The organism is Bradyrhizobium sp. CCBAU 45321 (assembly GCF_028128975.1).
In the GTDB taxonomy this organism is placed as follows: domain Bacteria; phylum Pseudomonadota; class Alphaproteobacteria; order Rhizobiales; family Xanthobacteraceae; genus Bradyrhizobium; species Bradyrhizobium yuanmingense.
Map to the genome: position 1 here is coordinate 115,271 of NZ_LFKZ01000014.1, position 25,258 is coordinate 140,528.

A 25,258-nucleotide genomic window follows, 5' to 3' on the forward strand; every position below is an offset into this window, starting at 1 on the left:
AGAAGGAGAATCTGCCATGGCAAGCCTGGCTGAAGTGCGGGTAGAAGAGGCCGAGCCGATGGAGAACGAATCCCAGGCGCGTCCTGAGGAGTTGCGGCTGCTGGAGGCGCTGCTGTTCGCCTCGAATGAACCGCTGGACACCGCGACGCTGGCCAAGCGCATGCCCGAGGGCGTCGACGTCAAGACGGCGCTCGAGCAATTGCAAGCCGATTATGCCTCGCGCGGCGTCAATCTCGTTCGCGTCGCCAACAAATGGACGTTCCGCACCGCGGGCGATCTGGCTTGGCTGATGACGCGGGAGAGCACCGAGACCCGCCGCCTGTCGCGGGCCGCAATCGAGGTGCTCGCGATCATCGCCTATCACCAGCCGGTGACGCGGGCCGAGATCGAGGAGATCCGCGGCGTCGTCACGTCAAAGGGCACGCTCGACGTGCTGCTGGAGACCGGCTGGATCAAGCCGCGCGGCCGACGCAAGACGCCGGGCCGGCCCTTGACCTTCGGAACCACCGAGGAGTTCCTGTCGCAGTTCACCTTGGAACAGCTCGGCGACCTGCCGGGCCTGGAAGAGCTGAAGGGGACGGGCCTGTTGGATTCGCGCCTGCCCACCGGGTTCAGCGTGCCGACGCCGTCGGACGATCCGGCGCTGCGTGAGGACGAGGATCCGCTGGAACCCGGCGATGACCTCGATCTCGCCCTTGCGCCTGCGGTCGAGCCTGAGAGCCCGCCAGAAGGCGGCAATGAGGGTGGCAGCGAAGGCGGCGCCGAGGACTGACGTACCGGCGAATTACGGGCCCCTGCGACCAGTTAACACTAGCAAGATTGCGTAGCACCGACAGCGAATTGGCGCTGCCTTGGTCCTTGTTTTTGAGGCCTGCCAAGCCTAGGTTTCGGTGAGATCGGCCGGGTCCCCGGCTATGCGCGTTTGGAGGGTTGCAGGATGGGTTCACTCAGCATTTGGCACTGGATCTTGGTGATCGCAGTGGTCCTGCTGCTGTTCGGCCGCGGCAAGATTTCGGATCTGATGGGCGACGTGGCTCAGGGCATCAAGGCGTTCAAGAAGGGCATGCAGGACGACGACAAGGCTGCCGAGAAGCCCGAGCCGGCGAAGTCGATCGAGCACAATGCTGCGCCGACCGCGACACGGTCCGACGTCGGCAGCAAGGCCGTCTGAGCCGGAAGAAGCACGCGAGACGCGGGTAGCGGCCCGATCCTGCGCGCAAGGGATGGGCCGGCTCCGGCTTCGCGTGAACGGAAGACCTCATGTTCGACATCGGGTGGAGTGAACTGGTCCTCATCGGGGTCGTGGCCCTGATTGCCATCGGCCCGAAAGAGCTGCCGGGCGTGCTGCGCATGGTCGGGCAGTGGATGGGCAAGGCGCGCAAGATGGCGGCCGAATTCCAAGGCCAGTTCCAGGAGGCGATGCGTGAGGCCGAGATGGCCGACCTCAAGAAAAGCTTCGACGAGGTCAAGGAAGCCGCCACGGGTTTTAATCCGATGAGCTCGCTCCAGAAGGACGTGAGCGACGCGCTTCGCATCGATGCGCTGGACAAGCCGGCCGAGACGCCGGCGGCCACCGCCGTCGATCCGCCCGTCACGCCCACGACACCGGAGACCCCGACGCCGTCGACCTTCATGGAAGCCGAAGCGCATGCGGCCGCGGACGAGCCGCTCGCGATCACCCGTGAGGTCGAACAGGCAAAGGTTGCGCAGGACACCGCGCCATCCGAAGCGATCAAGGACGCCAAAGCGTCATGACCGACGCCGATATCGAGGCCAGCAAAGCCCCGCTGATGGACCATTTGATCGAGCTGCGCTCGCGGCTGATCAAGGCGCTGCTCGGCTTCGGCATTGCGTTCATCTTCTGCTTCTTCTTCGCCAAGCAGATCTACAACGTCCTTGTCTGGCCGTTCGTGTGGATTGCGGGTCCGGAGAACTCGAAATTCATCTACACGGCGCTGCTCGAATATTTCATCACCCAGCTCAAGCTCGCGCTGTTCGGCGCCGGCTTCATCTCGTTCCCGATCGTGGCGACGCAGATCTACAAGTTCGTCGCGCCCGGCCTCTACAAGCACGAGAAGCAGGCGTTCCTGCCGTATCTGGTCGCGACGCCGTTCTTCTTCGTCCTGGGCGCGGCGCTGGTCTATTTCGTCGTGCTGCCGATGCTGGTGCGCTTCTCGCTCGGCATGCAGCAGTCCGGCGGCGACGAGACTGCGCAGATCCAGCTGTTGCCCAAGGTCGGCGAATATCTGTCGCTGATGATGTCGCTGATCTTTGCCTTCGGCATCGCCTTCCAATTGCCGGTGATCCTGACGCTGCTCGGGCGGATCGGCATCGTCAGCTCGACAATGTTGCGCGAGAAGCGCCGCTACTTCATCGTCATGGCCTTCGTGATCGCAGCCGTGCTGACGCCGCCCGACGTGCTCAGCCAGTGCTCCCTCGCGTTTCCGCTGATGGCGCTCTACGAGGGCTCGATCCTCGCGGTGGCGATGGTGGAGAGGAAAGCGGCCGCCGCACAGGCTGCCACCGGCACTGACGTGTCGACGCCGGCCAATCCGGCGGAGTAGGGCACTTTCGCACTATCATGTCGTTGTCCAGCCCATGATTCGTCATGCCCGGGCTTGACCCGGGCATCCACGACTTGATCTAAGGCGGCAGATACGTGGATGGGCGGGACAAGCCCGGCCATGACGGGAAGACAGCCATGCACGACATCAAAGCGATCCGCGACAATCCGCAAGCCTTCGACGCCGGCCTCGCGAGGCGTGGCTTGACGCCGATGTCGGCCTCGCTGCTCGCGATCGACGAGAAGCGGCGTGCGGCGATCCTGGCCTCCGAGCAGGCGCAGGCGCGGCGCAATGCAGCTTCGAAGGAAATCGGCGATGCCAAGAAGGCCAAGGACGAGGCGCGTGCGGCCAAGCTGATGGCCGAGGTCGCCGAGCTCAAGACCACGATGCCCGAGCTCGAAGCGGCGGCGAAAGCCGCCGACGATGAGCTGAACAAAGAGCTGGCCGCGATCCCGAACATCCCGTTCGACGACGTGCCCGACGGCGTCGACGAGCACGGCAACGTGCAGCACCACGTGTACGGCAACAAGCGCAACTACGCATTCGCGCCGAAGCTGCATGACGATCTCGGCACCGCTCTCGGCTACATGGATTTCGAAGCGGCGGCAAAGCTCTCCGGCGCGCGTTTCGTCGTGCTGAAGAAGGGGCTGGCGCGGCTCGAGCGTGCCATCGGCCAGTTCATGCTCGATCTGCACACCACCGAGCATGGCTACACCGAGATCAATCCGCCGCTCTTGGTGCGCAACGAGGTGATGTTCGGCACCGGACAATTGCCGAAATTCGAGCACGATCAGTTCTGGGCGATCAAGGGCGAGCTGCTCGCCTCGCCGGACCATGAGCGGCTGAAGACCGAGCGCCTCGGTCTGATCCCCACCGCCGAAGTGTCGCTCACCAATCTCGCCCGCGAATCCATCCTCGATGAGAAGCAATTGCCAATGCGGCTGACCGCGCTGACGCCATGCTTCCGCGCCGAGGCGGGTGCGGCGGGGCGCGACACCCGCGGCATGATCCGCCAGCACCAGTTCACCAAGGTCGAGCTGGTCTCGATCACGACGCCGGAAGTGAGCAAGGACGAGCTGGAGCGGATGCTGTCCTGCGCCGAGCAGGTGCTGCAGAAGCTCGACCTGCATTACCGTGTGATGACGCTCTGCGCAGGAGATATGGGCTTCTCGGCGCAAAAAACCTACGACATCGAGGTCTGGATGCCCGGGCAGGGCGAGGGCGGGGCGTTCCGCGAGATCTCGAGCTGCTCGGTCTGCGGCGACTTCCAGGCACGGCGCATGGATGCGCGCTCGCGCGGGCCCGACGGCAAGCCGCGCTTCGTGCACACGCTGAACGGCTCCGGCACCGCCGTCGGCCGCGCGCTGATCGCCGTGATGGAAACCTATCAGCAGGAGGACGGCTCGATCGCGGTTCCGGACGTGCTCCAGCCCTATATGGGCGGGCTGAAGGTGATCGCGCGCGACTAAAGCGTTTTCCTGCGAAGTGGACACCGGTTCGCGTCCGAAAACGCGGCATGACGAGAATCGCGTTGCGAAGATCGGGCGGCCCGCTATCCTGCCGGCCCGTCCACGCGAACCCTCCGTTCATGGCCTTGCACCGCGACATCTTCTGGGTCGGCAGACAATGGGCGGTGACGGGGGCCGGGATCCAGGCCATCGATCAGCGCCTCCGCGGCGTTCTCGACATCGAGATCGCGCGGCTCTGGGACGACGATCTCGTGCAGAGCCGGCGGGCCAAGCCCGGGGTCAATGCTGCGGATTTCGACAAGGCGCTGAGCGTGGCACGCGAACGCTTTCCGCAGGAGCCGACGTCCGATCCGTTCGTCGCGCAGCTAAAGGCGCTCGGCGTCATCGAGGCTTCCGTCGTGAACCCGGTCGTGCCGGCGATGCAACTGCGTGCAGAAGGCCGGCTTGCGCGCTTCCTGCCGCAATGGCGCGTTCGCCGCTAGCGGGACCAGCCAGGGAACCAGCCGCCGGCCCGCCGCAATCGTCCGGTTTGCCTGATCGGCGCTGGCCGGATAAGACGGCTCAGACCCGCTTTCAGGAATCGAACCTTCCGCATGCGCATTCTCTGCACCAATGACGACGGCATCCACGCTCCCGGCCTCAAGGTCGTGGAGGAGATTGCGCGCGCTTTGACCGATGATGTCTGGGTGGTGGCGCCCGAGCTCGACCAGTCTGGCGTGTCGCACTCGCTGTCGCTGAACGATCCCTTGCGTCTGCGCGAGGTCGGCCCACGGCACTTCGCCGTGCGCGGCACGCCGACCGACTGCGTCATCATGGGAGCGCGCCATATTCTGGGAGCCAAGCTGCCCGATGTCGTGCTGTCCGGCGTCAATAAGGGCCGCAACGTCGCCGAGGACGTGGTCTATTCCGGCACCATTGCCGGCGCATTGGAAGGCACCATCCTGGGGTTGCCGTCATTCGCATTGTCGCAGGAGTTCAGCGTCGAGACCCGCGAACGGCCGCCCTGGGACACGGCCCGCAAATTCGGGCCGGATATCCTGCGCAAGGTGATCGCCGCCGGCGTTCCGAAGGACACCGTCATCAACATCAACTTCCCGTCCTGCGCGCCGGAGGATGTGCTGGGCATCCGCGTCACGCGGCAAGGCAAGCGCAATCTCGGCTTCCTCAGGATCGACGAGCGCCGGGACGGCCGCGGCAATCCTTATTTCTGGATCGGATTCGAGCGGACCGCGATGCTCGACACGCCCGCCGACGGCACCGATCTCGCGGCGCTGCGCGAGCGCTACGTCTCGGTCACCCCGCTCAGGCTCGACCGCACCGACGAGGCGTTTTCGGAAGCGCTTGGCCTCACCCTGAAATAAGGGTTAGCTGCCGCGAAGCGCGGCCTCGATGGTCTTGCCGAGCGCGTCGAGCTGAAACGGCTTCTGGAGCGCCGGCCGGTCGCGATATTGCTCGGGCAAGCCGGAGGAGCCGTAACCGGTAGCGAAGATGAACGGGCAGCCCTTGGCCATGATGACATCGGCGACCGGCGAGATGACCTTGCCGTTGACGTTGACGTCGAGAATGGCGAGATCGAACTCGGTGGATTGCGCAAGCCGCATGGCCTCATTGATGTCGCCCGCTTCGGCGGCAACCCTGTAGCCGAGCTCCTCCAGCATGTCCGCAACCATCATTCTGATCATGACCTCGTCCTCGACGAGGAAAACAGAGCGGCCCGAAAGCCCTGTCGCAGTCATGGTTGAGTCCTTGCCCATTCCCGTAAACGTTCGCAGATAACGATAGGCGACGCAATGCGCGTTTCGGCGAACGCAAACCTCGCAAATGGCTTAGCGCTTTGAAAGCCTTGTTGTGGTCAAATGCTGCACTGAAACGCTATCATGAGTTCCTGAGCCGGAACAAGATTCTCGTCTCGGGTTCTTGCGGTGCAGTGCCGCGATCCGCCCGGACGAGATGAGCAATAGCAGCAATGACGCCCCACCAGCACCCGCCGGAAAAGATGATGTTTCAGCTCACCCTGAGGCGTCGGGGCATCAGCGATCAGGCCGTGCTCCGGACCATGGAAGAGGTGCCGCGCGAGCTTTTCGTCGACGAGGCCGATCGCGAGGGCGCCTATCATGACAGCGCGCTGCCGATCGCCTGCGGGCAGACCATCAGCCAGCCCTTCGTCGTCGCCTACATGACCGAGCAGCTCCAGCTCCAGAAGCAGCACCGGGTGCTCGAAATCGGCACCGGCTCCGGCTACCAGGCCGCCGTGCTGTCGCGGCTCGCCGGCCAGGTGCTGACCGTCGAGCGCTATCGCAAGCTCGCCGACACGGCACGCGCCCGGCTTGAGAAGCTCGATTGTCACAATGTTGAGGTGATGCTCGGTGACGGTCTCAATCTGCCTCCCAACATCGGCCCGTTTGACCGCATCATCGTCACCGCCGCGATGGAGCAGATACCGGAGAACCTGGTCGAGCGGCTGGAGGTCGGGGGCATCCTGATCGCCCCGGTCGGCCCGCATCAGGGCGTGCAGACGCTGACCCGCCTGGCCCGCAGCGAAACCGGAATCGAGCGCAAGGAACTCGTCGAGGTCCGCTTCGTGCCGGCACTGCCCGGGGTGGCGCGGGAGCTGTAGAATCCCGGATCGGCAGTGCCGCCAACATCTTATTGTGAGGGTTAAGCCGTTATTTACTCGGCGCGTGTTTACTTAAAACACCAGTTCTGTTGCGTACGAGTGAGTAACCATGTCCGCTGTCGCCGAGTTGCTTTACTCGCGCCGCGTGCCGCAGGTCGCGGTGCTGGCGCTGATCTCCTTCAGCTTTGCAGGGTGCAGCGCCGACATGTCGTCGCGGCTGTCCCAGACGAACTTCTCCAATCCTTTCGCCTCCGAGCAGACCGGTTCGGTGCAGCAGCCACCGCCGCCGCAGCGTGAGCTGCCGCAATATGCGCGGCCGCAGACGCAGCCCGGTTACTACCAGTCGCAGGCTTTGCCTCCGCCCGCGGTGTCTGCCCCGCAGTCCTATCCCGTTGCCTCCGGGGGCGGGGTGTCCGGTGGCGGACGCGGCGTCAGCTCATATGCGCCCCCGGCGCAACCGCACCTGGAGACCACGGCCACCGTCCCGCCGCGGTCGGTCGCGGCCGCCCAGCCGGCCGGCGGAACCAAGATCATCGTCGGTACCAGCGACACGCTCGACGTGCTCGCCAAGCGCTATCGCGTCACGCCGCAGGCGATCCTTGCCGCCAACGGCTACAAGGGTCCGCGGGCGCTCTCGCCCGGCCAGCAGCTGATCATTCCGTCGCCGGCGACGGCAGCTGCACCGGCGCCCGCGATGGCCCCGGTCGCGGCAGTGCCTGCGGCGAAGCCGGTTGCTGCCGTCGCGGCACCGCCGAGCACGCACTTCGTCAACCGCGGCGACACGCTCGCCAGCATCGCGCGCAAGAACCGCATCTCGGCGGCAGAGCTCGCCCGTGCCAACGGCCTCGATCCGTCGGCAAAGCTGAAGCTCGGCACCAAGCTGACCGTGCCCGGTGCCAAGACAGCCGCCGTCGCGGCGCCGGTCGCTGCGGCTCCGATCGCGGCTGCACCGGTGGCCGGAACGCTCCAGCCCGTCGCGGCAGCTCCGGCGCCCGTGACCAAGGTGGCCACGGCCGCTGCGCCCGTGCAGAGCGCGCGGCTCGCCCAGGCCACGAGCAATGTGGAAGAGAAGGCTGCCGAGACGCCGGCGAAGGCTGCGGAGGCCACCGGCGCGCTGCCGACCTTCCGCTGGCCCGTCCGCGGCAAGGTGGTCACGAGCTACGGTGCCAAGACCAATGGCAAGTCCAATGACGGCATCAATCTCGCGGTGCCCGAGGGGACGCCGGTCAAGGCGGCCGAAGATGGCGTCGTCGCCTATTCCGGCAACGAGCTGAAGGGTTACGGCAATCTGGTTCTGGTTCGGCACTCCAACGGCTACGTCACCGCATATGCCCATGCGAGTGAGCTGTTGGTGAAGCGCGGCGATACCATCAAGCGCGGCCAGGTCATTGCCAAGTCGGGTCAATCCGGGGAAGTGGCGTCGCCGCAGCTCCACTTCGAGATCCGCAAGGGATCGAGCCCGGTTGACCCGCTTCAATTCCTCAACGGGGCGTGAGACTTACGTAGCCTCCGCACGAACAGTGTCGTCGCCCGGCTCGACCGGGCGACCCAGTACGCCGCAGCCTCTCGATCAATCACAACGGTCTCTGGAATACCGGATCGCCCGCTCCAGTGCGCAAGCGCGCACAAGGCGGGCGATGACAGTTGAATTCGGGGTAACAGCTCGCGCTACTACGCCGTCAGCTTCACACCCAGCCGTCCCGCCAGCTCCTGCACGAACTGCCAGGCAACGCGGCCCGAGCGCGAGCCGCGTGTCGTCGACCATTCCAGCGCCTCGCGCTCGAGCGCCTCGTCGTCGATCCCGATGCCGAAATGGCTGCAATAGCCGCTCACCATGGCGAGATATTCGTCCTGGCTACAGCGGTGGAAGCCGAGCCAGAGGCCGAAGCGATCCGACAGCGAGACCTTCTCCTCCACCGCTTCGCCCGGATTGATCGCGGTCGAGCGCTCGTTCTCGATCATCTCCCGCGCCAGCAGATGGCGCCGGTTGGAGGTGGCGTAGAGGACGACGTTCTCTGGCCGGCCCTCGATGCCGCCTTCGAGCACCGCCTTGAGCGACTTGTAGGAGGCATCGTTGCCGTCGAAGGAGAGGTCGTCACAGAACACGATGAAACGGAAGGAAGAGGCCCGCAGCTGCTCCATCAGGGCCGGCAGGCTCTCGATGTCCTCACGGTGGATCTCGATCAGCTTGAGCTTGTCGGCCGATTTGCGCTCCGCGTTGATGCTGGCATGCGCTGCCTTCACCAGTGACGACTTGCCCATGCCGCGTGCGCCCCAGAGCAGGGCGTTGTTGGCAGGCAGGCCGTTGGCGAAGCGCTCGGTGTTCTCCATCAGGATGTCGCGCATCCGGTCGACGCCCTTGAGCAGGAACAGCTCGACGCGGCTCACGCGCGGCACCGCCGAGAGGCGTCCGTCGGGATGCCAGACATAGGCGTCCGCCCGCTTGAACGACTCGGCCTCGACCGCCGGCTTGCCTTGGGCGGAGAGGTGCGCCGCAATGGTCTCCAGGGCACGGACGATGCGCTCCTGCGCGGGGTCTGGCTCTGCCTTGGTGACCGCCGCCGTGGGGCGTTTTGCCGCGACACGGGTGGGCTTGTTGGCAGGGGTGCGGGGGCCTTTGCCGGCCGGGCTTTTGCTATGGTTTTTGGGCATGTCCGAAGTTCCTGAGAACGCAGCCTTATCGGGCCTCACGGGCCGCCGCAAGGTGGCCCAAAAGGGCAGTCTGGCAGCGTTGCAATTGGGGCAATGGCCGCTATAGTCCGCGCGAATTTGACCGAACCGGTCGCCTTCGAGGGCCTGACCGGCTTTCCCCCGTTCTCACGAGGATCGTCCGAATGCTGATTACCCCTGCGTATGCCCAGGCCGCGGCCGCTGGCGACACCAACAGCATGTTGATGTCGCTGCTGCCGTTCGCCCTGATCTTCGTGATCATGTACTTCCTGATTCTGCGCCCGCAGCAGAAGAAGGTCCGCGACCACGCCGAGCTCGTGAAGAATATCCGCCGCGGCGACACCATCGTGACCTCGGGAGGTCTCGTCGGCAAGGTTACCAAGGTGGTCGACGACGACCAGATCGAGTTCGAGATTTCCGACGGCGTGCGCGTGCGGCAGATGCGCCAGATGATCTCGGGCGTTCGTGCCAAGGGCGAGCCGGCCAAGGAAAGCGCAAAAGAGAGCGCCAAGGACGACACCGCGGCGAAGTGAGAGCTTCACCGCGAGTCTCAAGTCTCCTGATCTGACAGGTCCAGTCGATGTTGTATTTCACGCGGTGGAAGGCGCTGGGGATTATCCTGACGGCGCTGATCGTGTGCCTCTGCGCGGTCCCCAACTTCTTCCCCGAGGCGCAAGTCAAGAGCTGGCCCGCCTGGGCGCAGCGCCGCCTCGTGCTCGGCCTCGACCTCCAGGGCGGCTCCTATCTGCTACTCGAGGTCGACGCTGCCTATGTGAAGAAGGAACGGCTGGATCAGATCCGCGACGAGGTTCGCCGGACGTTGCGCGACGCCAAGATCGGCTTCACCGGCGGCGTCACCGTCCGCAATGACGCGGTCGAGGTTCGCATCACCAAGGAAACCGACGTGCAGCCGGCGCTCGCCAAGCTGCGCGAGCTGTCCCAGCCGCTGGGCGGCCTGATGGGATCCAGCGGTCAGCGTGACCTCGAGGTGACTGATGCCGGCGGCGGGGTGATCCGCCTGAGCGTCCCGCAGGCCGCGGTGCTCGATCGCCTGCGAAAGACCATCGAGCAGTCGATCCAGATCGTCGAACGCCGCGTCAACGAGCTCGGCACCGTCGAGCCCGTCATCCAGCGCCAGGGCAACGACCGCATCCTGGTGCAGGTCCCCGGTCTTCAGGACCCGACCCGCCTGAAGGAACTGCTGGGCAGGACCGCGAAGATGGAATTCCGCATGGTCGACACCTCCGTGCCGCCGGATCAGGCGCAAGCGGGCAGGGTGCCGCCGGAATCCGAACTGCTGATGAGCGCCTCGCCTCCGCCGACGCCCTACGTGGTCAAGAAGCAGGTGCTGGTCGCCGGCGGCGACCTGACCGATGCGCAGGCGACCTTTGACCAGCGCACGGGTGAGCCGGTCGTCAGCTTCAAGTTCAACACCTCGGGCGCGCGCAAATTCTCGCAGGCCACGCAGGAGAACGTGGGGCTGCCGTTCGCGATCGTGCTGGACAACAAGGTGATCTCGGCGCCCGTCATCCGCGAGCCCATCACCGGCGGCCAGGGCCAGATCTCCGGCAATTTCACGGTGCAGTCGGCCAACGATCTGGCCATCCTGTTGCGCGCCGGCGCATTGCCGGCTCCGCTCACGGTGGTCGAGGAGCGCACCGTGGGTCCGGGACTCGGCCAGGACTCGATCGAGAAGGGTCAGCTGGCGGCCTATGTCGGCTCGATCCTCGTCATCATCTTCATGCTCGTGACCTACCGGCTGTTCGGCGTGTTCGCCAACATCGCGGTGGCCATCAACGTCGCAATGATCTTCGGCCTGCTGTCGCTGCTCAATGCCACGCTGACGCTGCCTGGTATCGCCGGCATCGTGCTCACCGTCGGCATCGCCGTCGATTCCAACGTGCTGATCTACGAACGCATCCGCGAGGAATTGCGCGGCGGACGCAATGCGATCTCGGCGATCGACGCCGGCTTCAAGCGGGCGCTCGCCACCATCCTCGATTCCAACATCACCACATTCATTGCCGCCGCGGTGCTTTTCTACATCGGCACCGGTCCGGTGCGCGGCTTCGCCGTGACGCTCGGCATCGGCATCATCACCACGGTGTTCACCGCCTTCACCCTGACCCGGCTGATCGTCGCCTGGTGGGTGCGGTGGAAGCGGCCGCAGAGCGTGCCGATCTAGGAGCCTGATCGTGACTCAGACCGTTCTCATCGGGCTCGGCGTTCTCATCGCCATTCTCACCGTGGTCTCGGCGCTCGGCCTGCTGCCGTCGCTGCGCATCGTCCCCGACGATACGCATTTCGACTTCACGCGCTTCCGTCGCATCAGCTTTCCGATCTCGGCGGCGCTGTCGATCGTCGCGATCGTATTGTTCTTCACCCACGGCCTGAACCTCGGTATCGACTTCAAGGGCGGCACGCTGCTGGAGGTGAAGGCGAAGTCCGGCGCCGCCGACATCGCGGCGATGCGTACCTCGCTCGACGGCCTGGGCCTCGGCGAGGTCCAGCTGCAGCAGTTCGGCGGTCCGGAGAACGTCCTGATCCGCGTTGCGGAGCAGCCGGGCGGCGACGCGGCCCAGCAGGCAGCCCTGCAGAAGGTTCGTGGCGCGCTTGGCGACAGTGTCGACATTCAGCGCACCGAGGTGCTGGGTCCGCGCGTCGCCGGCGAGCTCCTGGCCTACGGCATGCTCGGCCTGATGCTCGCGATCGTCGGGATCCTGATTTATCTCTGGTTCCGGTTCGAATGGCAGTTCGCGCTGGGCGCGATGATCGCCAACGTGCACGACATCGTGCTAACGATCGGCTTCATGTCGATCAGCCAGGTCGATTTCGATCTGACCAGCATCGCCGCGCTTCTGACGATTCTCGGCTACTCGCTCAACGACACCGTCGTCATCTACGATCGCATCCGGGAAATGCTGCGTCGCTACAAGAAGATGCCGATGCCCCAGCTGCTCAACGAATCCATCAACTCGACGCTGTCGCGCTCGATCATCACCCACGTCACGGTGACGCTCGCGCTGCTCGCGCTGCTCTTGTTCGGCGGCCATGCTATCCACAGCTTCACCGCGGTGATGATGTTCGGCGTGGTGCTGGTCGGCACCTACACCTCGATCTTCATTGCAGCGCCGATCCTGATCTATCTCGGCGTCGGCGAGCACCGCGAAGACGCGCCCGATACGACGACGCCGGCGAAGAAAAGCAAGGCATGATCCGAACCTCGTGCCCTCGCAGGCGTTTGCGAGGGCAGTAAGCCCATTCGGACGAAACTCATGGCCGGCGATCCCAACGCTCCGCATTTCCCGCGCTCGGCGCCGATCGACGCCTATGGCAAAGGCGGCTTCGCCTTTGCCGGCATGTCCCATCGGGGCTCGCTGCTCTGCCTGCCCGACGCGATCTGGGCCTGGGACGTGACCGACCCCGCGAAGATCGACCGCTACTCGCTGGATCGGGTGTTCACGGCGGCCAACAGCATCGACACGCTTCTGGTCGGCACTGGAACGGGGCTGTGGCTGCCGCCGCCGGAGCTGCGTCAGGCGCTCAAGGCGGTGAGGGTGGTGCTGGACACGATGCAGACCGGCCCGGCCGTGCGCACCTACAACATCATGATCGGCGAACGGCGGCGGGTTGCCGCCGCGCTGATCGCCGTGCCATGAGCAGCCCGGCGCCGCCATCCGACTCCGCCGCGTTCTGCGCCGATCTCGTGCGCAGCCATGACTTTCCGCGCTACGCCGCGACCCTATTCGTGGCGGCCGCCGAGCGCCGCGCGTTGCTGGCGCTGTACGCCTTCAACGTCGAGATCGTCCGCGTCCGCGACCAGGTGAGCCAGCCCTTGCCCGGCGAGATCCGCCTGCAATGGTGGACCGACATGCTGTCGGGCCATGTCCATGGCAGCGCCGAGGGTAATCCGGTGGCGGCGGAGCTGCTTCGTGCGATCCGCGATTTCGACCTGCCGGTCGAGCCGCTGTCGCTGCTTGCCGAGGAGCACCAGTTCGATCTCTACAACGACCCGATGCCGACCATGGCCGCGCTGGAAGGTTACCTCGCGGCGACCTCATCGGCGTTGTTTGCCCTGGCAGCGCAAGTGTTGGGACCGCCTTCGGAGGCGGCCGAGCATGTCGCCCGCCATGCCGGGCTGGCGCAGGGTATCGTGCAGGTCATCGCCAATCTGCCGCGCGATGCCGCGCACCGGCAATTGTTCGTGCCGCAGCAGGTGCTGGAGCAGCACGATTGCAGCATGGGGGATGTCTTCGCCGGCAAGGAGACGCCCAATCTCCATGCGGTGCTGGAGCAGCTCGCGGGCGAAGCCCGGCAGCATATGACCGCGGCTTCATCGCTGCTGGCGCAGCTGGCGCCGCCGTTGCGGCCGGCGTTTCTGCCGCTGCGCCAGGCGCAGGCCGATCTCGAGCGCCTGTCGCGCCCGGGACGCAATCCGTTTAGGTTGCAGCCGACCTCGCGGTTGCGCACGCTCTGGACGCTGTGGCGCGCCTCGCGATCGCGTGAATTTACCAAATAGACGCCGGCTTATCGCCTGGCCCGCCCAAATGCTCTATGCTGTCCTATGGCTGACATGTCCCAAAGCTCGTTCGATCTCAGCGGCCTTCCGGTCGCCCCGGAAGACATTCACGCCGCCGCCAAGACCATCCAAGGCGCCGTTGTCGAGACGCCCTGTAGCCACAGCCGGACGCTGAGCAGCATCTGCGGCTGCGACATCTGGCTCAAATTCGAGAACCTGCAGTTCACCTCCTCGTTCAAGGAGCGCGGCGCGCTCAACCGGCTCACCGCGCTGACGCCGGACGAGCGCGCGCGGGGCGTGATCGCGATGTCCGCGGGCAACCACGCGCAAGGCGTTGCCTATCACGCCAAGCGGCTCGGCATTCCCGCCACCATCGTGATGCCGATCGGCACGCCCATGGTGAAGATCGAGAACACCAGGCATCACGGCGCCGAGGTGGTGGTCACGGGCGCGACGCTGGAGGAGGCGGCCGCCTTTGCGCGCAGCCACGGTGAAGCGCACGGCATGGTCTTCGTCCATCCTTACGACGATCCGCTCGTCATCGCCGGGCAGGGCACGATCGGGCTGGAAGTGCTGAAGGCGGTCCCGGAACTCGACACGCTGGTCGTCCCGATCGGCGGCGGCGGTCTGATCAGCGGGATTGCCATTGCCGCGAAGTCGATCAAGCCGTCGCTCAGGATACTGGGCGTCGAGGCTTGGCTCTATCCCTCGATGTACAACGCCATTCACGACGGCAATCTGCCGGCGCGCGGCGATACGCTCGCCGAGGGCATCGCGGTGAAATCACCGGGCAAGATCACCACCGAAATCGTTCGGCGCCTCGTCGACGATATTGCGCTCGTCAACGAAGCCGAGCTCGAGCGCGCAGTCGCGACCCTGATCTCAATCGAGAAGACCGTCGTCGAGGGCGCTGGCGCCGCCGGCCTCGCCGCGCTGATGTCCGATCCGTCCCGCTTTGCCGGCGAGAAGGTCGGCCTCGTGCTGAGTGGAGGCAATATCGACACGCGGCTGATCGCCTCCGTGCTCACCCGCGAGCTGGCGCGCGAGGGGCGGCTGACGCAGTTGTCGCTCGATATCCCCGACAGGCCGGGGCAGCTCGCCGCGGTAGCGGCACTGCTGGCCGAGGCGGGTGCGAACATCATCGAGGTCTCACACCAGCGGACCTTCTCCGACCTGCCGGCCAAGGCGACGCTGCTGCAGCTTGTCATTGAGACCCGCGATGCCGCGCATCTCGACGAGGTGATGGCCAGGCTCAGCGCATCCGGACTGAGCGCGCGCTGCACCTGAGCACGCGCTAACGTGACGCCAAATCCGCGACGTGGTCGATCAGCCGGTCGATCTCGGCTTGGGTGTTGTAGTAGTGGGGAGAAGCCCGGACGAGCGGCGGCAGCTCGCGGATCTCGGCATCGATGCGGGTACTCGACGGGTCTGAAGCGCCGATTGTGATGCCCGCCGCCGCGGCGCTGCTGACAATGGCCTCCGCTTCATATCGATCCAAAGTGAAGCTGACGATGGCGCCAGGCTTGCGGCCAAGGTCGTGAATAGTGATGCCGCGAATGGAAGCGAGGCCGCTGCGAAGGCGGCCCGCGAGCAGCCGGCAGCGCTCCTCGATGGCATCCATGCCGATGTCGAGCGCATAATCGACGGCAGCGCCGAGCCCAAGCCGGGCGGCGTAATTATTCTCCCATGTCTCGAAGCGGCGGGCATCGTCGCGGAGCCGATATTCATCGCGCGAGACCCAGGGCGCTGCAAAATGGTCGATCATCGGTGGCTCGAGCTGCTGCAGCAGCGGGCCGCGCACATAGAGAAAGCCGGTACCACGCGGCCCCCGCAGGAATTTGCGTCCCGTGGCCGACAGCATGTCGCAACCGATCGCCTCGACGTCGACCTCCATCTGGCCGATCGCCTGGCAGGCATCGAGCAGATAGGGGATGCCGTGTGCTCGCGCAATTCTGCCGATGGCCGCTGCGGGATTGGTTAGCCCGCCATTGGTCGGAACCCAGGTGACGGCGATCAGCTTCACGCGTTCGTCGATCATACGTTCGAGTGCGCCGACATCGAACTCGCCCGTCGCATCGCTCGGTACCACATCGATGACCGCGCCTGTGCGTTCGGCGGCCTGAAGAAACGCAACATAGTTGGCGGCGTACTCCGCTTCGGCCGTCAGGATCCGGTCGCCCTCTCGAAATGGAAGCGAATAGAACGCCATCTGCCAGGCAACCGTCGCGTTTTCCACCAGGGCGATTTCATCCGGCGATGCGTTCAGGAGCCGGGCCACTGAGCCGTAAACGGCTTCGAGCCGATCTGACGCGCGATCGGCTGCGGCATAGCCGCCGATCTCGGTCTCGAGATCGATATGTCCCTTCATCGCCGCGACGACGGGCGCGGGCATGAGAGCCGCACCGGCATTGTGGAGATACGCGAGCCGGGAGGCAGCAGGCGTGTCGGCACGAATCTGGTTGATGTCGATCACGTCAGAGCCTCCATCGTCAGGTTCCTCGTAGACACAATGACGTACGCGAGCAAGCTCGGGCAAACGACTGTTCCAGCTGGAGCATGCGGATCGGGATGCCTATGCTGATCGGAAGCGCAATCTGGCACGGAATCACAGGGAATACCCAATGGCAAAGAACACGATCTGCCTCTGGTACGACAAGGATGCTGAAGCCGCGGCCCGCTTCTATGCCGAGACGTTTCCCGACAGCGCGGTGAGTGCGGTCCATCGCGCGCCCAGCGACTATCCGTCCGGCAAGGCAGGCGATGTCCTGACCGTCGAGTTCACAGTAGCCGGCGTTGCCTGTCTCGGCCTCAATGGCGGACCCGTCTTCAAGCACAACGAGGCCTTCTCGTTCCAGATCGCCACCGACGATCAGGCGGAGACCGATCGCTACTGGAACGCCATCGTCGGCAATGGCGGGCAGGAGAGTGCGTGCGGCTGGTGCAAGGACAGATGGGGAGTCTCCTGGCAGATCACGCCGCGTGTGCTGACTGAGGCGTTGGCCGCCGGTGGCACGGAGGCCAAGCGCGCCTTCGATGCGATGATGGGGATGACGAAGATCGACGTCGCCGCGATCGAAGCCGCGCGCCGCGGCTGAGACGGTCGCGCCTCAGATGCAGAGGCCGAGCAGCTTGACGTGACAATTGCCGGACTTCGGCTTGCTCGCGGGCGGTACCTCGCGCTTCACCGCGACGACGGGCTCCTTGTCCTTTTTCTTGCCTTTGCCCTTGAGCCCGTAATCGCCCGCGATCACCATTGCCCAATAAGTGCGCTTGCCACTCGCATTCTTGGCGCTGGCAATGCCGACGCGCGAGGCGTTGTGCAGCAACAGGTTCTTGCGGTGCCCGGAGGAGTCGATCCACTGGCCCAGCGTCTTCTCGAAGCTTTCGTAGCCGTAGGCGATGTTCTCTGCGGCACGGCCCGCGCCGGCCGGTGCGACGCGCCGGTTGAATGGGCCGAGTGCGTCGTGGCTGAGGTCGTCCTTCGCCGCCATCGCGCGGGCCTGATCCATGGCTATGCGATCGAGGGTGGCGTCGCGGACAACGCGGGCCTCACCATGCTTGAGACGGAAGCTGGAGATCAGCTCCGCCGGTGAGTCGGCCAGCGCAGGCGCCCCTGCCAGCAGCACAAGGCCGGCGATCGTTCCGCCAACCATACGATGCATCATCGTCCCCCGAGCGCCCATGATCTCTGCCAATTCTGCGTGATCCAAGCGCTTCTCGATCGCCATTGTGGAGGCTTCAAGGCGCAGATTCCGCGCTAGCTCGTCGGGAGCTTCGCCTCGAAATTGAAGCGGTCGCGCAGGTTCTTGCGCTGCTCCAGGATATCCTTGAGGAAGGCGCGATCTTGCTCGTTCTTCATCATCGGCTCGATCAGGTCGAGCTGGTTCATGGCGACCAGTTGCAGGACCTCGATGCGCGGCTTGCCGCTGGTGTTCCGTGGCAGGGCGTGCACGACCTGGATGTGCTCGGGCGGCTTCGGTCCCTTGGCGGCGGCAAGCTCGCTGCGGAGCTGGCCCTCGAGCGCGGCCTGATCGGCTTCGACGAAGGCGTAAAGCCCGACGCCGGAGCGACGGTCGGCAAAGGCGACGATGGCGGCGTCGCGCACGGCGGGATTCCGGCGGATCAACTCGGCCAGCACCGGCGCGTCGTTGACGAGCCGACGGCCGCCGCCCTCGCGGTCGGTGAAGTTGAACAGGCCGCGGGTGATGGCGCGATAGACCTTCTTGCCGGTGGCGAGCCACAGGCTCGCGGCGAACGACTTCCTCGCCAGGATCTTTCGCTCTCGCGGCGTCAGCGCCTCGGGCGCGTAGGAGCGCTTGTGCTTGAGCAGATGCCGGAGGTCTTCATAGGCGAGGATGCGATAGAGCCGGCCGCGGCGCTTGAAGCACGCGGCGAGCTGGAAGTCGGTGACATAGGCGCGGCCGTCGCGGCCGACCAGCCAGTTCTGCTCCTTGGCGAGATCGTTGTGGCAGATGCCGGCGCGGCGCAGCCGACGCAGTGCGGCCTTGGCGGAGCGGAAATAGGCGACATCGCCATGGGGCTTTGCCAGGTGCAGCGCGACGCCGTCGACGAAGCCGCGCACCAGAGCGCGGCGCCCGGCCCAGAGCAGCTCGGGGCCGACGTCGAGGCCCTTGGCCCGCACCAGGGCCTGCTTCTCGCGGGCGAACAGGTGGCGTGCCAGCAGAAACGACCACCATGGCACCTCGTCGAGCCGGCGCAGCACCGCGTCGATCTCGCCGCTTTCGCTGCGGAAACGGCCGCGCTCGACAGTCGAGAACACGTCGCGCTTGAGCATCACGCCTTCGGTCCAGCGCGCCGACAGCTCTGCGGCGTCGTCTTTGGGCAAGCTCATTGCAAACTCACGCGGCGGCGGCAATGCGCAGGTGATCGGCGATCCAGCGATCGAGATCGGCGAGCGCCCGTGCGCTCAGCGCCTGCTTCTTGGCCACCGTCTTCTCGTTGCCGCGCAGCCGCGTGCCGTCGGGCTTCTTCGTAGGCACGCTCGTGAGCGGTGGAAACAGGCCGAAATTGATGTTCATCGGCTGGAACGAGCGCGTGCCCGGCTCGATGGTCTCGATATGGCCGCCGGTGATGTGACCGAGCAGCGATCCCAGTGCGGTCGTAGCCGGCGGGCTGACAAGCGTCTCGCCGCGCGCTTCCGCGGCTGCATAGAGACCCGCGATCAAGCCGACGCTGGCGGATTCCACATATCCTTCGCAGCCCGTCATCTGGCCGGCGAAGCGCAGCCGCGTCTGTGCGCGCAGCCGCAGCTGGCCGTCGAGCAGCTTCGGCGAGTTCAGGAAGGTGTTGCGATGCAGGCCGCCGAGGCGGGCGAATTCGGCGTTCTCCAACCCCGGAATGGTGCGGAAGATGCGCTGCTGCTCGCCATACTTCAGCTTGGTCTGGAAGCCGACGATGTTGTAGAGCGTGCCGAGCTTGTTGTCCTGGCGCAGCTGAACAATTGCGTAGGGCTTGGTGGTGGGATCGTGCGGATTGGTGAGGCCGACCGGCTTCATGGGACCATGACGCAGCGTCTCGGGGCCGCGCTCCGCCATCACCTCGATCGGCAGGCAGCCGTCGAAATAGGGCGTGTTGGTCTCCCATTCCTTGAACTCAGTCTTCTCGCCGGCGATCAGTGCGGCGACGAAGCCCTCATACTGCTCCTTGGTCATGGGGCAGTTGATGTAGTCGGCACCGTTGCCGCCGGGGCCGATCTTGTCGTAGCGCGATTGGAACCAGGCCACCGACATGTCGATGGATTCGCGGTGCACGATCGGCGCGATGGCGTCGAAGAAGGCGAGGGCGTTCTCGTCGGTCAGCTCGCGGATGGCGTCGGCCAGCGGCGCGGAGGTGAGGGGGCCGGTGGCGACGATGACGTTGCTCCACGCGGCCGGCGGCAGGCCCGCGATCTCGCCGCGCGCGATCTCGATCAGGGGATGATCGTTCAGCGCCTTGGTGACGGCCGCCGAGAAGCCGTCGCGATCGACCGCGAGTGCGCCGCCGGCGGGCACCTGGTTGGCGTCGGCCGCGCGCATGATCAGCGAGCCGAGGCGGCGCATCTCCGCATGGAGCAGGCCGACGGCGTTGTTGGCGGCGTCATCCGAGCGGAATGAGTTGGAGCAGACGAGCTCGGCAAGTCCGTCGGTGCGGTGCGCCTCGGTCATGCGGGTCGGCCGCATCTCGTGCAGCACCACGGGCACGCCGGACTTCGCAATCTGCCAGGCAGCTTCCGAACCGGCGAGGCCGGCACCGATCACGTGGACGAGGTTGGATTGGGGTCCTGTCATGGGGCGGACAGGTAGCGCTTTTCGGCGGAGAGTGGAATCGCCGAGATCGAGTTTTCTGCCACCAGATGCGACAACGCCCGCACGAGGCGGGCGCTATCGGTCCGTTCTAGTGGAGGGCTGAAGGATATCAGCCCTGATACTGACCGGCGGCAACGCGCGGGATGTCCGAGCGATCGAGGCCGATGTCGGCCAATTCGCGATCGCTGAGCTGGGACAGCTCGGCAACATTGCGCTGATAGTCCCGGAAGGCCTGGATCATGCGGATGAGCGAGAGCAGCATTGGTAGTCTCCTGTAGTTCGATTCAGCCTTTGCTTGAGGCCTCATCGTTGAAATGAATATAAGTGAGAGTGGTGCAGTGCGAAAGTTCCGATGTTGCGATGCAGCTAAGCGCTGTACGCATATCGATCGTAACCAACGATTAACTGACGGGCGCTCCTGCTCGTCCGCCGGGCACTATGTCCGAATGGGAGCCACAAATCACCGTGAATTCACGGGCTTATGCTCAAACCCTAGACGTGCAACGCCCACGTGGACATAGGGTGCTTTTCACAGTGCGCTAGCGAGCGTAATAGCGACTCAGCCCAAAACACGTATGCATGATTTGCATGCATCCGAAATCTTAGAAGTGAAAATTGATTCATTCAAAAGCCGTTCCGGCACCGATATTCGTACATCGGCGCACCGAATCTCTGCATGCTGCTCTGTGCCGAGTGCAACATCACGCAGTTCTCGCGAGGAGTTGATTGCGGCAAGTTGCCGCGCCCTGAGAAAAGTCGTGCTGCAGATTCCGGCAATTTCGCTGGTCTGCCTCATCTGAAGAAGGAAGTAACGTCATGACGAAGTTACTCGGGGTTATCGCCGTCGCCGCTGTTGCGTTCGCCGTCGCGCCCGCCGAGGCCGCCAAGCACGCCATCGGCGGTTGCAGCGGGGCCAATCTGGAGAAAACCGAAACTGCGATCGAGAACATGGCCGACGGCGACAGCAAGTTCGTCGCGCAGAAGGAGATCGCTGCGGCTCAGGACTCGCTGCTCAACGGCAAAATGGGTGCATGCGGTGCGCACCTGAACAAGGCGATGCATGCCACCATGGGCAAGTAAACGCGCCCAAGTAAATTCACCCAAGAGGGCCGGTCGCCTTGCGATCGGCCCTAGCGTTTTGACGTGTTTAGTCTAAGGGGCGCGCGCGAGCTGGGCGGCAAAATAGGCCACGGTCTTGGAGTAGACCTCGCTCTTGTTCCACTGCTTGAGCACCTCAAAGTTCGGGCTGCCCGGCTGCCAGTCCTTGCCCTTCTGCCAGCCATAGCCGACCAGATAATTGGCGGTGGAGGCGAGCACGTCGGGCACGTTATGCAGAAGATCGCGCTTGCCGTTGCCGTCGAAGTCGATGGCATATTTCATCCAGGATGACGGCATGAATTGGGTCTGGCCGAGCTCCCCGGCCCAGGCGCCTTTCATCTCGGCGGGCGCAAGATCGCCGCGCTGGACGATGCGCAGCGCATCCAACAGCTCGGCGCGAAACTGCTCGGAGCGACGGCAATCGTAAGCGAGCGTTGCAAGCGAGCGGATGGTTGCGAACTTGCCGGTGTTGACGCCGAAATCGGTCTCCAGGCCCCAGATCGCGACCAGGACTTCGCCCGGCACGCCATAGGCCTGCTCGATGCGCGACAGCACCGAGCCGTATTGCTTCATCCTGTTGGAGCCGCGCTCCAAGCGTGGCGGCACCATGCGGCCGGAGAACTCCTCGAAGCTCTGGGTGAATACCTTTTGCGAGCGGTCGCGGTTAAGCACGCTCTGGTCGAGTGTGACGCCGGCAAGCGCGGCAGTGATGGTCTGCTGCGAGATGCCCTTCGCCGCAGCGTCGGTTTTGAAATCAGCCAGCCAAGCGTCGAAATTGCCCGAGTCGCAGGCAACCGCGGCGGGCGCTGGCTGGACTGAGAAAAGGGACGCGGAGACGGCCAAGGCTGCGAGAGCAAGACGAGAAATCGTCGGAGTCATCAGATGAAATGGATTTCCGTGAATTGACCTGACCGGCAGCATAATCTCGGCTGTAACCGCGGCCAAAGCAAGGCGTGCGGCCCTGTCCGAACCGGCCAGGGCCGCACGTCACGAGATTGTCAGACGTCAGTCCGATTCCGCCACGGGAAAAGGTTGGCCGGAAGTCGGCGGCCGGCTTGCGCGGCCGATGCGGCGGAGGCGGGACCGGACGTGCGCCCGGATCGGACACGATCACCTTGCGGTAAAGGTGCCACGTGGCGTGCCCGAGCAGCGGGACCACAACGGCGAGGCCGAGGAAGGCCGGGATCGTGCCGAGCGCGAGCAGCACCGCCACGATCAGGCCCCAGGCCGCCATCGGCACCGGGTTTTTTGCGACCACGCGCAGCGAGGTGCTCATCGCCTCGAACGCACCGGCATGGCGGTCCAGCATCAAGGGGAACGACACGGCACTGAGACAGAGCGCGGCAAGCGCGAACAGGAATCCGGTGCCGCAGCCAACCACGATCAGCCACCAGCCTTGCTGCGTCGTCAGCACGCGCATCATGAAGTCCGAGAATCCGGTGACGCCCTCGTAGCCGAACGCCGCGACATAGATCGCCTGCGCGGTCGCCACCCAGGTGACGAACAGGGCGAGCAGCAACGTACCGAGGCCGAGCATCGCGCCGAACGACGGCGATCGCAGCACCTCCATGGCATCCCAGGCGCTGGCCGGTTCATAGCGCTCGCGTCGGCTGGAAAGCTCGTAGAGCCCGAGCGCAGCGAAAGGCCCGATCAGCACGAAGCCCGCGGCGAGCGGAAACAGCAGCGGCAGCACCGAATAGCCCATCACCACACGGGCGAGCATGAGGCCGAGCACCGGGTAGATCACGCAGAGGATGATCGCGTGGCTCGGAACGGCCTTGAAATCCTCCCAGCCGCGCCTGAGCGCGTCGTGCAGATCGGACAATTGAATGGTTCGGATCACCGGTCCAGCCGCATCCGTGGGCTGGGCCACCGTGGGGACATTGCCCTGGTAGAGTGTGGCCATGGTCGCTAGCTCCCTTGCCAAGCGGCTGCATCCGGCGCCGGCAAACGGCGCAAGCGGCCGCCCATTCTCTTGAAATCCCGCGATCCCGACCAGACGCGAATTCCGGATGGCATCGCGAGCTGAACGGCAAGCATACTCCCAAGTCCGAGTCCTGTCCCTCACGCTTGGATGAAATTCGATGCCGCGGCGCAATCAATGCGGCGTCATTCTGTCGTCATTTCGCCGCAGATAAGCTGATGCTGCTGTCCGCTCGCGGAAGTTCGCGGGCGCGGCGCACCAACTTCGTCTATAAGTGCCACGCAAGGCCCTTCCAACGGATTCCTTTTCGGGGAGCAGACATGAGCATTTTCGGGAAAATCATCAGCGCGATCTTCGGCGGCCAGCCGGCCTCCGCTGCACCGGCCGGTGGCGCCGCTTCGCCGGGCGCCCCCGCAGGGTCGGCAAGTCCTTCGGCTCCGGCCGGCGCGCCCATGGCCGCGGTCGACGTGGCGGCGATCGTCGACAAGGCGGCGGCCGCGCACAAGGGCGAGAAGCTGGAATGGCGTACCTCCATCGTCGATCTCATGAAGGCGCTCGACATCGATTCCAGCCTCGCTGCGCGCAAGGATCTCGCCAAGGAGCTGGGCTACAGCGGCGACATGAACGACTCGGCGAGCATGAACGTCTGGCTGCACAAGCAGGTGATGTCCAAGCTCGCCGCTAATGGCGGCAAGCTGCCGCCGGAGATCAAGCACTGACCGGACCTGGGGTAGTGCCGCAGGGCCCGCGATCGCCGCGGGCCCTTTTGCGTTCAGGCGACCAGATCCGCATCCTCCGGATGCCGGTCGAGATAGTCGACGACGAAGCCGCAGCCGGCGATCACCTTCTTGCCGTCGCGCCGGATCAGGTCGAGCGCGCCCTTGACCAGCTCGGAGCCGATGCCGCGCCCGCGCAACGCGCGCGGCGTCTCGGTGTGGGTGATGATTACGGCCGACGGAGTCAGCCGGTAATTGGCGAAGGCGATGTCGTCGCCGACATCGAGCTCGAAGCGGCTCCTGTCCTTGTTGTCGCGTACCGAAGCCGCCATGCGGGATCCCTCCGAACTGCAGATGCCTCCTGATCTAGGGGGCTGACACGGCCCTTGCCAAGGTGAGACCAGGGGAGATTGGTGCAGATGAGATATCTGCAAATGCGCGCCGCCCTCACCGCACTGCGGTATGGCCATGGCGCCCGGCGAGCATGGTCCGCGGCTCCGCAAATAATTCCCGATACCGCTCTTGCAAGCCGGGGTTCGGTTCCCACGTCCTGGAAAGGACATACGCCCGAATGCGGCCGGCAGGGTCGCTAGACATTCGGAGTGTCATGATCGCCAGCCGCAGACGTATGCCTCTTTTGCAGGAGGGTACGATGTCGGATTCTGGTTTCTTGAATACTCATCGAACATGGGAAGACTGGTGTGGGATGCTGCTGGGCGCGTTGATCGTGGCCTCGCCGTGGTTCCCGATCCAGGATCAGGCGATCTCCGGTCACCAGACGGCCATCCTGAACACCGTTGCGATCGGTCTCGTCGTATTTGGCATCAGCCAGCTCGAATATGTCGCCTTGCAGCGCTGGCAAGAGGTCACGACCATCCTGGTCGGACTGTGGCTCATCGCCTCGCCATACGTGATCGGCTATTCCGGTGAGGGATTTCTCCGCATCTATCACACGGCCCTCGGTGCGGTGGTGGTGCTGCTCGGCATTCTCCAGCTGTGGCAGGACTGGGATATGAATGACCAGGACTTGCTCAAGCACGGACAATAGACCCTAAGTTACGGCAGGCCCGCCGGCCACGAGCGGCGGGCCTATGCACTCACCGTGTCACGAGATCTGCATAGTCCGGGTGCTTGTCGATCCACGCCTTCACGAACGGGCATTGCGGGATCAGCTTCAATCCCTCGGCGCGGACCTGGTCGAGCGCGCCTTGCACCAGCTTCGAGCCAATGCCCTTGCCGCCAAGCTCCTTCGGCACGTCGGTGTGCTCGAAGGTGATGACACCGCCGTCGAGCCGGTAGTGCTCGGTCGCAAGATGACCCTCCACGTCGAGCTCATAGCGGTGATGGGCCTTGTTGTTGATGACGTCGCTCATATC

The 25,258-nt window shown here is 64.9% G+C and carries 29 protein-coding genes and 1 pseudogene; 19 read left to right on the forward strand and 11 right to left on the reverse strand.

All coding sequences use genetic code 11. The features are described 5' to 3' along the window. Positions 1-16 precede the first annotated feature (16 nt). From scpB to surE, 7 genes are all read left to right on the forward strand, one after another. Positions 17-772 (forward strand): SMC-Scp complex subunit ScpB, encoded by a 756-nt coding sequence (gene scpB / locus ACM43_RS02190; RefSeq protein ID WP_271537830.1) that lies wholly within the window; start codon positions 17-19, stop codon positions 770-772. Between the two features lie 165 nt (positions 773-937). Beyond that, positions 938-1,171 (forward strand): twin-arginine translocase TatA/TatE family subunit, encoded by a 234-nt coding sequence (locus ACM43_RS02195; protein WP_036012762.1) that lies wholly within the window; start codon positions 938-940, stop codon positions 1,169-1,171. 89 nt (positions 1,172-1,260) lie between these two features. After that, complete coding sequence (gene tatB / locus ACM43_RS02200; RefSeq protein ID WP_271537832.1) at positions 1,261-1,755, forward strand: Sec-independent protein translocase protein TatB; 495 nt, start codon at positions 1,261-1,263, stop codon at positions 1,753-1,755. Beyond that, entirely contained in the window at positions 1,752-2,564 is an 813-nt protein-coding gene (gene tatC / locus ACM43_RS02205; protein WP_157286094.1) for a twin-arginine translocase subunit TatC, read from the forward strand. Before tatB ends, tatC begins: the two co-directional genes overlap by 4 nt. Before the next feature lie 137 nt (positions 2,565-2,701). Further along, positions 2,702-4,033 carry a serine--tRNA ligase gene (serS, locus tag ACM43_RS02210; RefSeq protein WP_271537839.1) on the forward strand — a complete coding sequence of 444 codons (1,332 nt, stop codon included), beginning with the start codon at positions 2,702-2,704 and terminating at the stop codon, positions 4,031-4,033. Positions 4,034-4,152: 119 nt separating this feature from the next. Further along, positions 4,153-4,515: a hypothetical protein gene (locus ACM43_RS02215; RefSeq protein ID WP_157286092.1), complete on the forward strand. Its 363-nt coding sequence runs from the start codon at positions 4,153-4,155 to the stop codon at positions 4,513-4,515. A gap of 111 nt (positions 4,516-4,626) precedes the next feature. Further along, positions 4,627-5,394 carry a 5'/3'-nucleotidase SurE gene (gene surE, locus ACM43_RS02220; protein WP_271537842.1) on the forward strand — a complete coding sequence of 256 codons (768 nt, stop codon included), beginning with the start codon at positions 4,627-4,629 and terminating at the stop codon, positions 5,392-5,394. Between the two features lie 3 nt (positions 5,395-5,397). Here surE and ACM43_RS02225 read toward each other — a convergent pair whose 3' ends face one another. After that, entirely contained in the window at positions 5,398-5,769 is a 372-nt protein-coding gene (locus tag ACM43_RS02225; RefSeq protein WP_157286091.1) for a response regulator, read from the reverse strand. A gap of 230 nt (positions 5,770-5,999) precedes the next feature. On the opposite strand from ACM43_RS02225, the gene ACM43_RS02230 reads away from it, so the two are divergent. Together ACM43_RS02230 and ACM43_RS02235 are read left to right on the forward strand one after the other, a co-directional pair. Next, entirely contained in the window at positions 6,000-6,650 is a 651-nt protein-coding gene (locus ACM43_RS02230; protein ID WP_271537845.1) for a protein-L-isoaspartate(D-aspartate) O-methyltransferase, read from the forward strand. A gap of 109 nt (positions 6,651-6,759) precedes the next feature. Continuing rightward, on the forward strand, positions 6,760-8,145 hold the full coding sequence (locus ACM43_RS02235; protein ID WP_271537847.1) for a LysM peptidoglycan-binding domain-containing M23 family metallopeptidase: 1,386 nt from the start codon (positions 6,760-6,762) through the stop codon (positions 8,143-8,145). A gap of 176 nt (positions 8,146-8,321) precedes the next feature. On the opposite strand, the gene ACM43_RS02240 is transcribed toward ACM43_RS02235, so the two are convergent. Next, positions 8,322-9,302, reverse strand: a complete 981-nt coding sequence (locus tag ACM43_RS02240; RefSeq protein ID WP_271537849.1) for an ATP-binding protein — start codon at positions 9,300-9,302, stop codon at positions 8,322-8,324. Between the two features lie 182 nt (positions 9,303-9,484). On the opposite strand from ACM43_RS02240, the gene yajC reads away from it, so the two are divergent. From yajC to ACM43_RS02270, 6 genes are read left to right on the forward strand one after another with little or no spacing between them, the layout of a single operon-like run. Then, positions 9,485-9,853, forward strand: coding sequence for a preprotein translocase subunit YajC (gene yajC / locus ACM43_RS02245; protein ID WP_036012751.1), 369 nt, complete (start codon positions 9,485-9,487; stop codon positions 9,851-9,853). 47 nt (positions 9,854-9,900) lie between these two features. Beyond that, positions 9,901-11,505, forward strand: a complete 1,605-nt coding sequence (gene secD / locus ACM43_RS02250) for a protein translocase subunit SecD (protein ID WP_271537851.1) — start codon at positions 9,901-9,903, stop codon at positions 11,503-11,505. Between the two features lie 10 nt (positions 11,506-11,515). Then, a complete protein-coding gene (gene secF / locus ACM43_RS02255; protein ID WP_271537853.1) occupies positions 11,516-12,535 on the forward strand; it encodes a protein translocase subunit SecF in 1,020 nt (339 codons plus the stop codon). A gap of 60 nt (positions 12,536-12,595) precedes the next feature. Continuing rightward, positions 12,596-12,979 (forward strand): Mth938-like domain-containing protein, encoded by a 384-nt coding sequence (locus ACM43_RS02260; RefSeq protein ID WP_028179505.1) that lies wholly within the window; start codon positions 12,596-12,598, stop codon positions 12,977-12,979. After that, positions 12,976-13,839, forward strand: a complete 864-nt coding sequence (locus tag ACM43_RS02265) for a phytoene/squalene synthase family protein (RefSeq protein ID WP_271537856.1) — start codon at positions 12,976-12,978, stop codon at positions 13,837-13,839. The genes ACM43_RS02260 and ACM43_RS02265 overlap by 4 nt, the downstream gene beginning before the upstream one ends. Before the next feature lie 45 nt (positions 13,840-13,884). Next, the gene (locus ACM43_RS02270; protein WP_271537858.1) at positions 13,885-15,126 is read left to right on the forward strand and encodes a threonine ammonia-lyase; all 1,242 of its coding nucleotides are present in this window, start codon (positions 13,885-13,887) and stop codon (positions 15,124-15,126) included. A gap of 7 nt (positions 15,127-15,133) precedes the next feature. On the opposite strand, the gene ACM43_RS02275 is transcribed toward ACM43_RS02270, so the two are convergent. Continuing rightward, positions 15,134-16,312: an aminotransferase class V-fold PLP-dependent enzyme gene (locus tag ACM43_RS02275; protein ID WP_271537860.1), complete on the reverse strand. Its 1,179-nt coding sequence runs from the start codon at positions 16,310-16,312 to the stop codon at positions 15,134-15,136. 148 nt (positions 16,313-16,460) lie between these two features. On the opposite strand from ACM43_RS02275, the gene ACM43_RS02280 reads away from it, so the two are divergent. Further along, positions 16,461-16,934: a VOC family protein gene (locus tag ACM43_RS02280; protein ID WP_008547150.1), complete on the forward strand. Its 474-nt coding sequence runs from the start codon at positions 16,461-16,463 to the stop codon at positions 16,932-16,934. A 12-nt stretch (positions 16,935-16,946) separates the two neighbouring features. Here ACM43_RS02280 and ACM43_RS02285 read toward each other — a convergent pair whose 3' ends face one another. The 4 genes from ACM43_RS02285 to ACM43_RS02300 form a co-directional block, all read right to left on the reverse strand. Next, positions 16,947-17,501: a CAP domain-containing protein gene (locus ACM43_RS02285; protein WP_198399917.1), complete on the reverse strand. Its 555-nt coding sequence runs from the start codon at positions 17,499-17,501 to the stop codon at positions 16,947-16,949. A gap of 95 nt (positions 17,502-17,596) precedes the next feature. After that, entirely contained in the window at positions 17,597-18,691 is a 1,095-nt protein-coding gene (locus ACM43_RS02290; protein ID WP_128261565.1) for an AMP-binding enzyme, read from the reverse strand. A 7-nt stretch (positions 18,692-18,698) separates the two neighbouring features. After that, positions 18,699-20,126 (reverse strand): methylenetetrahydrofolate--tRNA-(uracil(54)-C(5))-methyltransferase (FADH(2)-oxidizing) TrmFO, encoded by a 1,428-nt coding sequence (gene trmFO / locus ACM43_RS02295; RefSeq protein WP_157286081.1) that lies wholly within the window; start codon positions 20,124-20,126, stop codon positions 18,699-18,701. Between the two features lie 127 nt (positions 20,127-20,253). Further along, positions 20,254-20,406: a DUF1127 domain-containing protein gene (locus ACM43_RS02300; RefSeq protein ID WP_007590701.1), complete on the reverse strand. Its 153-nt coding sequence runs from the start codon at positions 20,404-20,406 to the stop codon at positions 20,254-20,256. A gap of 554 nt (positions 20,407-20,960) precedes the next feature. On the opposite strand from ACM43_RS02300, the gene ACM43_RS02305 reads away from it, so the two are divergent. Then, the gene (locus ACM43_RS02305) at positions 20,961-21,224 is read left to right on the forward strand and encodes a hypothetical protein (protein ID WP_271537867.1); all 264 of its coding nucleotides are present in this window, start codon (positions 20,961-20,963) and stop codon (positions 21,222-21,224) included. A gap of 72 nt (positions 21,225-21,296) precedes the next feature. Here ACM43_RS02305 and ACM43_RS02310 read toward each other — a convergent pair whose 3' ends face one another. Further along, a complete protein-coding gene (locus ACM43_RS02310; RefSeq protein WP_271537869.1) occupies positions 21,297-22,121 on the reverse strand; it encodes a lytic murein transglycosylase in 825 nt (274 codons plus the stop codon). 119 nt (positions 22,122-22,240) lie between these two features. Continuing rightward, positions 22,241-23,148: pseudogene (locus tag ACM43_RS02315) on the reverse strand (DUF2189 domain-containing protein). A gap of 338 nt (positions 23,149-23,486) precedes the next feature. Here ACM43_RS02315 and ACM43_RS02320 point away from each other — a divergent pair. Next, on the forward strand, positions 23,487-23,885 hold the full coding sequence (locus ACM43_RS02320) for a DUF3597 domain-containing protein (protein ID WP_157286077.1): 399 nt from the start codon (positions 23,487-23,489) through the stop codon (positions 23,883-23,885). Between the two features lie 53 nt (positions 23,886-23,938). Here ACM43_RS02320 and ACM43_RS02325 read toward each other — a convergent pair whose 3' ends face one another. Next, positions 23,939-24,214, reverse strand: coding sequence for a GNAT family N-acetyltransferase (locus tag ACM43_RS02325; RefSeq protein ID WP_036044205.1), 276 nt, complete (start codon positions 24,212-24,214; stop codon positions 23,939-23,941). A 275-nt stretch (positions 24,215-24,489) separates the two neighbouring features. On the opposite strand from ACM43_RS02325, the gene ACM43_RS02330 reads away from it, so the two are divergent. Next, positions 24,490-24,930 (forward strand): SPW repeat protein, encoded by a 441-nt coding sequence (locus ACM43_RS02330; RefSeq protein ID WP_333919197.1) that lies wholly within the window; start codon positions 24,490-24,492, stop codon positions 24,928-24,930. A gap of 49 nt (positions 24,931-24,979) precedes the next feature. Here ACM43_RS02330 and ACM43_RS02335 read toward each other — a convergent pair whose 3' ends face one another. Continuing rightward, the gene (locus ACM43_RS02335) at positions 24,980-25,255 is read right to left on the reverse strand and encodes a GNAT family N-acetyltransferase (RefSeq protein ID WP_225133681.1); all 276 of its coding nucleotides are present in this window, start codon (positions 25,253-25,255) and stop codon (positions 24,980-24,982) included. Positions 25,256-25,258: the final 3 nt, after the last annotated feature.